The following is a 7597-nucleotide window of genomic DNA, read 5'->3' on the forward strand; positions in this document are numbered from 1 at the left end:
CTCCCCGCCCCGGACAACGCCCACACCGGAGGCTCGGGCCGGGGCCCCGAGAGCCATGAGGAAGAGGTCCTCTGCGAGGCATTCGCCCAGGTCCTGGGTGTCCCTGAGGTCAGTGCGGACGACGACTTCTTCGCTCTCGGCGGCCACTCCCTCCTCGCCATCCGCCTGGTCAACCGGATCAGGACGGCGCTCGGCATCGAGGTGGAGATCGCCGCGCTCTTCGACGCACCCACGGTCGCGGGCCTCGCCGCCCAACTCGGGCACCCCGCCGAACCCACCGAGCACACCGAACACGCCGAACAGTCCGAGCGGCCGGAACGGTCCCGACCCGCGCAAACATCCCGCCCGGCGTTGCAGCCGATGCGCCGCAACCAGGAGGAGTCCCGATGATCCCGTTGTCCTTCGCGCAGCGGCGGCTGTGGTTCATCAGCCGGCTGGAGGGCCCGAGCGCGACCTACAACGTGCCGGTCGTCCTGCGTCTGCCGGCCGACGTGCGCCCCGACGCGCTCGACGCCGCCCTGCGGGACGTCATCGGCCGCCACGAGGTCCTGCGCACCGTCTTCGACCTCGTCGACGGCGAGCCGTACCAGCGGATCCTCACGCCCGACGAGCTGGACTGGGCGCTGACGGTGACCGAGGTCGCCCAAGCGGAGCTGTCCGGGGCGATCGACGAGGCCGGACGGTACGCGTTCGACCTGAGCGCCGAACTCCCCGTCAGAGCGCAGCTGTTCCGGGCGCCGGATGAGCAGGTCCTCGTCGTGGTGATGCACCACATCGCCAGCGACGGCTGGTCGGAGGGCCCCCTCACCCGGGACCTGACGACCGCCTACGCCGCCCGCGCCGCAGGCCGGGCCCCGGACTGGGAGCCGCTGCCGGTCCAGTACGCCGACTACGCGCTCTGGCAGCGTCAGCTGCTCGGCGACGGAAACGACCCCGACAGCCTGATGTCCCGCCAGACCTCCTACTGGCGCGAGGCCCTCGCGGACGTTCCCGAGGAGTTGGAACTTCCCACGGACCGTCCCCGGCCGCCGGTCGCCTCCCACCGGGGGCACATCGTCCCGCTGAGCGTCCCCGCCGAGGTGCACCAGCGCCTCGCCGCGGTGGCGCGGGCCGAGGGCGTGACGACGTTCATGGTTCTCAAGGCGGCCCTGGCCACCCTGCTCTCCAAACTCGGCGCGGGCACCGACATCCCCGTCGGCACGGCGGTCGCGGGCCGTACGGACGAGGCCCTCGACGACCTCGTCGGCTTCTTCGTCAACACCCTCGTCCTGCGCACCGACCTGTCCGGCGACCCCACGTTCCGCGAGGTTCTCGCCCAGGTCCGCAGGACCGTCCTGTCCGCCTTCAAGCACCAGGACGTGCCGTTCGAGAAGCTCGTCGAGGAGCTGGCCCCGGCCCGCTCCCTCGCCCGCCACCCCCTCTTCCAGGTCATGCTGACCGTCCAGAACAACCAGCGGACCGTCATCGACCCGGACACGGCCAGGGCGAAGGACGCGGCCACGGCCACGGACCAGGCGACGGACACGGCCACGGCCGCTTCCGCGACCACGGCCGACGGTCGCGAAGCCGGCGTCAGGGCCGCCAAATTCGACCTCGACGTCTCCGTACGCGAGCTCTTCGACGCGAAGGGCGCCCCGGCGGGCCTGCGCGGCACGCTGACGGTCGCCGCCGACCTGTTCGACGTGGCCTCGGCCGCCCGCCTCGCCGCCCGTTTCGGACAGGTCATCGACCAGGCGACCGCCGACCCCGGCCGTACGCTCGCGTCGATCCGGATCCTCGCCGAGGACGAGCGCCGCCGCGTGCTCAACGTCTGGAACGCCACCTCCTCCGACGAGCCCGCCGACCCGGTGCACGAGCTCTTCGAACGGTGGGCGGACCGCACCCCCGACGCGGTGGCCCTCACCGCCGACGGCACGGACATCACGTACGCCGAACTGGACGCCCGCGCCACCCGCATCGCCCACTACCTCACCGGCCAGGGCATCGGCCCCGAGGCGGTCGTGGGTCTGTGCCTGCCGCGCGGCGCCGACATGATCGCGTCCATCCTCGGCACCTGGAAGGCCGGAGCCGGCTACCTGCCCCTCGACCCGGCGCAGCCCACGGACCGCATCGCGTACATCCTGCGCGACAGCCGCGCCGCGCTGGTCCTGACCACCGAGGACCTCTTTGATGAGCTGCCCGCCGGCCGCTCGCCGCTGGTGGCGATCGACGACACGTTCGTGGAGCTGCAGCTTGCCGCCGCCCCGACCGGCCGCCCGGGGCGTTCTGTGGACCCGCGGTCCTTGGCGTATGTGATCTATACGTCGGGTTCGACGGGCCGTCCGAAGGGTGTCGCGGTCACCCACGGTGGACTGGCCAACTACACTGCCTCGGTCCCCGACCGTCTCGGCTTCGCGGGCGAAGGCGCCCGTTACGCGCTGCTCCAGGCGCAGGCCACCGATCTCGGCAACACGGTGGTCTTCGCGAGCCTCACCACCGGCGGTGAACTCCACATCCTGGAGGAGGGGGCGGTCACCGACCCTCACGCCGTCGCCGCCTATCTGGCCGAGCACGAGATCGACCACTTCAAGATCGTCCCCTCGCACCTCGCCGCCCTGTCCACGTCCGGCATCGAGGGCGTACTGCCCAGGCGCTCCGTCGTCCTGGGCGGAGAGTCCACCCCGCCCGCTCTGGCCACCGCCCTTCTCACGGCCGCAGTGGGTGAGCGGGAGGTCCACAACCATTACGGCCCGACCGAGACGACGATCGGTATCGCGACCACGAGGCTGACGGCCGAGGGGGTCGCGGGCGGGACGGTCCCGGTCGGCACGCCGATCGCCAACACCCGCTTCTACCTGCTCGACTCCCGCCTCCAGCCGGTCCCGGTCGGCGTGACGGCAGACCTGTATGTGTCCGGTGCCGGCCTGGCGCGTGGATATGTGGGCCGCGAGGCGCTGACCGCCGAGCGGTTCGTTGCCAACCCGTACGAGCACGGCGAGCGGATGTATCGCACGGGTGACCGTGCGAAGTGGACGCCGGACGGTCAGGTGGTCTTCCTGGGCCGTGCCGACGACCAGGTGAAGATTCGCGGCTACCGCATCGAACCCGGTGAAGTGCAGGGGGTGATCGCCGCTCATCCGCTGGTCGAGCAGGCTGCCGTCGTCGCCCGCGAGGACACCCCGGGGGACCGCAGGCTCGTCGCCTACGTCGTGGCCGACGACCACCACGACACGGGGACCGAACTCTCCTCGGCGATCCGCCAGTTCGTCGGCGGGCGACTTCCCGAGCACATGGTCCCGTCAGCGGTCGTCGTCCTGGACGCGCTGCCGCTGACCGGGAACGGCAAGCTCGACCGCAAGGCCCTGCCCGCACCCGAGTACGCGACCGGCGGCGGCCGAGCCCCGTCCAACGCCCGCGAGGAGATCATCTGCGCGGCCTTCGCCGAAGTACTCGGCCTCGGCGCGACAGGCGCCGGGACCGCTTCTGGCACCGGGACCGGCACTGCCTCCCGCACCGGCACCGCATCCGGCAACGGGATAAGCACCGCCCCCGGCACCGGCGTCGGCGTGGACGACGACTTCTTCCGTCTCGGCGGCCACTCGCTCCTCGCGATCCGCCTCGTCGAGCTGCTGCGCCGACAGGGCGTCACGGTCTCCGCGCGGGCGCTGTTCCAGACGCCGACCCCGGCCGGTCTCGCGGCCTCGGCGGGCGCCGAGCAGGTCGACGCCCCCGAAAACCTCATCCCCACCGGCGCCACCGAGATCACGCCCGGCATGCTGCCGCTCGTCGACCTCACCCCCGACGAGATCGCGGCCGTGGCCGCCACGGTCACGGGCGGCGCGGCGAACATCGCCGACATCTACCCGCTGGCCCCGCTCCAGGAGGGCCTGCTCTTCCACCGCCTCCTCGCCGAGGGCGGGGACGACGCCTACGTCCTGCCGACGGTCGTCGAGTTCGACACCCGCGCCCGTCTCGACGCGTTCCTCGACGCGCTGCAGAACGTCCTGGACCGGCACGACATCTTCCGCACCTCGATCGTGTGGGAGGGCCTGCGCGAGCCGGTCCAGGTCGTGTGGCGCCACGCTACCCTGCCCGTCACCGACACCGTCCTCGACGCCCACGGCACCGACCCGGTCGCCGCCCTCGTCGCCGCCGGCGGCTACGCGATGGACCTCGGCGAAGCCCCGCTGATCCGGATCCACGCGGCCTCCGTCCCTGGCGGAGACCGGTGGCTGGCCCTGGTCCGGGTCCACCACATGGTCCGCGACCACACAGCTCTCGACATCCTCATGGAGGAGGTGCGGGCGTTCCTGGAGGGCCGGGGCGCGGACCTCCCGGACCCGCTGCCGTTCCGCACCTTCGTGGCGCAGACACGTGGCGGCGCCGCCGACCGCTCGGAACACGAACGCTACTTCGCCGACCTCCTCGGTGACGTCACCGAACCGACGGCCGCCTTCGGCGTCGCGGACGTACGAGGCGACGGCGCCGGCTCGACGCGCCAGGTCGTCCCCCTCGGCGATGGCCTGACGGACCGGATCCGACGGGTCTCCCGCCGCCTCGGCGCGAGCCCCGCCACCCTTCTGCACCTGGCGTGGGCGCGCGTCCTCGCTGCGGTCAGCGGCCGCGAGGACGTGGTCTTCGGGACGATCCTCTTCGGGCGGATGAACGCCGGCGCCGGCTCCGACCGGGTACCGGGCCCGTTCCTCAATACGCTCCCGGTCCGGGTCCGCACGGACCGCCTCGGCGTCCTCGCGGCCGTCACCGCGATGCGCGGCCAACTGGCCGAGCTTTTGGAGCACGAACACGCGCCGCTCACCGTGGCGCAGCAGGCCAGCGGCATACCGACCGGCGCCCCGCTCTTCACGGCCCTCTTCAACTACCGTCACAACAAGACGAACAGCACGACCGAGGCCAGGACGTGGGAACACGTCCAGCAAGAGACCCGGTCCCGGAACCCGCACAACGAGCAGCTCGACGGCATCAAGACCGTCTTCTCCCACGAGCGGACCAACTACCCCCTGCTCGTCTCGGTAGACGACAACGGCGACGGACTCTGGGTCGCCGTGGACGCGGTTGCGCCGATCGACCCGCGCGGAGTCGGCGAGTTCGTCCGCACGGCGGCCGGAAACCTGGTCACCGCGCTCGAATCGGCCCTCGATCACGACGAGGACGTCCCTCTCCGCTCCGTCCAGGTCCTGGACGAGACGAAGCTGCGCCAGGTGCTGACCGAGTGGAACGACTCGACGGTCGACTTCCCCGGCGACGCCACCGTGGTCGGTCTCTTCGAGGCGCAGGTGGTGCGGACGCCGGGGGCGGTGGCGGTGGTGTCGGGTGGTGTGGAGGTCTCGTACGGGGATCTGGACGCCCGTGCGAACCGGCTGGCGCGTCATTTGGTGGCCCTGGGTGTGGGTCCTGAGTCGTTTGTCGGTGTGTGCCTGGAGCGTGGTGTCGATTCGGTTGTGGCGCTGCTTGCGGTGTTGAAGTCCGGGGGTGCGTATTTGCCGATTGATCCGGCGTACCCGGCGGAGCGGATCGCGTACATGCTCGCGGATGCCGAGCCGACAGTGCTGCTGGCCACGGCGGGCACGGCGAGGGCCGTCCCGGAGTCGGGCGCGACGGTCGTGCTGGTCCTGGACGAGGTCGACCTGACTACTCTCCCGGCCGGCCCGCTGGGTACGCGTATCCGTCCCGAGCACCCGGCCTACGTGATCTACACCTCCGGCTCGACGGGCCGCCCGAAGGGCGTGGTCGTGGAGCACCGGTCGGTGGCCGGGCTCCTGGGCTGGGCGGCGCGGGAGTTCGGTGGTGAGGACTTCCGGCGTGTTCTGGTCTCCACGTCCTTCAACTTCGACGTGTCGGTCTTCGAGCTTTTCGGGCCGCTGGTCTCCGGCGGCACGGTGGAAGTCGTCCGCGATCTTCTCGCTCTGGCGGACACCGACATGCCGGTCGGTGACGTCAGTCTCGTCAGCGGTGTGCCGTCGGCCTTTGCCCAGATGGTGGCTGCGGGGGAGATCCAGGCCCGCCCCCGCACGGTCGTCCTGGCGGGCGAGGCACTCACGGCGGACGCCGTCGCCGGCATCCGTACGACCCTCCCCGGCGCCCGGGTCGCCAACATCTACGGCCCCACCGAGGCCACGGTCTACACGACGGGCTGGTACGCGGGCCCGGAAGCGGGCACCGACGGCGCGGTCCCCATCGGTCGTCCGATCTCGAATGCCCGTGTGTATGTCCTGGACGGCACCCTTGCTCCGGTTCCGGCGGGTGTGGTGGGCGAGCTGTATATCGCCGGGGCGGGTCTGGCGCGTGGTTATCTGGGTCGTCCCGAGCTGACGGGTGAGCGTTTTGTCGCGGATCCGTTCTCGTCCGACGGTGGTCGTCTTTACCGCACGGGTGATGTGGTCCGGTGGTCCGTGGACGGTCAGATCGAGTACCTCGGCCGTGCGGACGAGCAGGTCAAGATCCGGGGCTTCCGCATCGAACTCGGAGAAGTCCAGTCCACGATCGCCGGACACCCGGAGGTCGTCCAGACGGCCGTCGTGGCCCGGGAGGACGTTCCGGGGGACAAGCGACTGGTCGCGTACGTCGTCCCGAACGACAGCACGCCCCCTGCTGCTGCCGCTGCCGTCGAACTCCCCGCCCGCATAGCCGCGTTCGCTGCGGAACGTCTCCCTTCGTACATGGTCCCCTCGGCAGTCGTCGTCCTGGACGCGCTGCCGCTGAACGTCAACGGCAAGCTCGACCGCAAGGCACTCCCCGCGCCCGAGTACGCCACCGGCGCCGGCGTCGGCAGCCGTGGTCCGGTGACGCTCCGTGAGGAGCTTCTGTGCGGGGTCTTCGCGCAGGTCCTGGGGCTGCCCGAGGTCGGGGTGGATGACGACTTCTTCGCTCTCGGCGGTCACTCCCTTCTCGCTGTTCGTCTGATCAGCCGGGTCCGTACGGTCCTCGGTGTCGAGGTTCCGCTGCGGGCGCTGTTCGACACGCCGACGGTCGCCGGTCTCGCGGCCGGTCTCGATGGTGCGGGCCGGGCCAGGCTGGCTCTGGCGGCGGGGGAGCGGCCGGAACGGGTTCCGCTGTCCTTCGCCCAGCGGCGCCTGTGGTTCATCGGCCAGTTGGAAGGCCCCAGCGCGACCTACAACATCCCCTTCGCTCTCCGCCTGGACGGCGGCATCGACGGGGACGCGCTCGCTCTGGCCTTCCGTGACGTGGTCGCCCGCCACGAGGTCCTGCGGACCGTTTTCCCGACGGCCGAGAACGGCGACCCGTACCAGAGCATCGTTGAATCAACTGACATCGATTGGCAGTTGGAGCGCATCACCGTTCCGTCCGACGATCTCGACGCGGCCATCGCGAAGGCGACCGCCCGGGAGTTCGACCTCACCCGCGAGCTCCCCATAGGAGCCACCCTTTTCGAGGCTGGTCCTGATGAGCGGGTGCTTGTTGTGGTGCTGCACCACATTGCGGGTGACGGGTGGTCGATAGCTCCGCTGGCCCGGGATCTGTCGACGGCGTATGCGGCGCGTGCTGAGGGGCGGGCTCCTGGGTGGGAGCCGTTGCCGGTGCAGTACGCGGACTACGCGTTGTGGCAGCGCGAGCTGCTCGGCGACGAGGCCGACGCCGA

General features: G+C 71.2%; 2 protein-coding genes. Both read left to right on the top strand.

Features of this window, described 5'->3' with window-relative positions:
* On the top strand, positions 1 to 390 hold a 390-nt coding region (locus tag ACWCXC_RS37200), incomplete at its 5' end, for a phosphopantetheine-binding protein (protein ID WP_450891790.1).
* On the top strand, positions 387 to 7597 hold a 7211-nt coding region (locus ACWCXC_RS37205; protein ID WP_450891791.1), incomplete at its 3' end, for an amino acid adenylation domain-containing protein. The genes ACWCXC_RS37200 and ACWCXC_RS37205, both read left to right, overlap by 4 nt.

Source organism: Streptomyces sp. NPDC001515, from assembly GCF_053597115.1.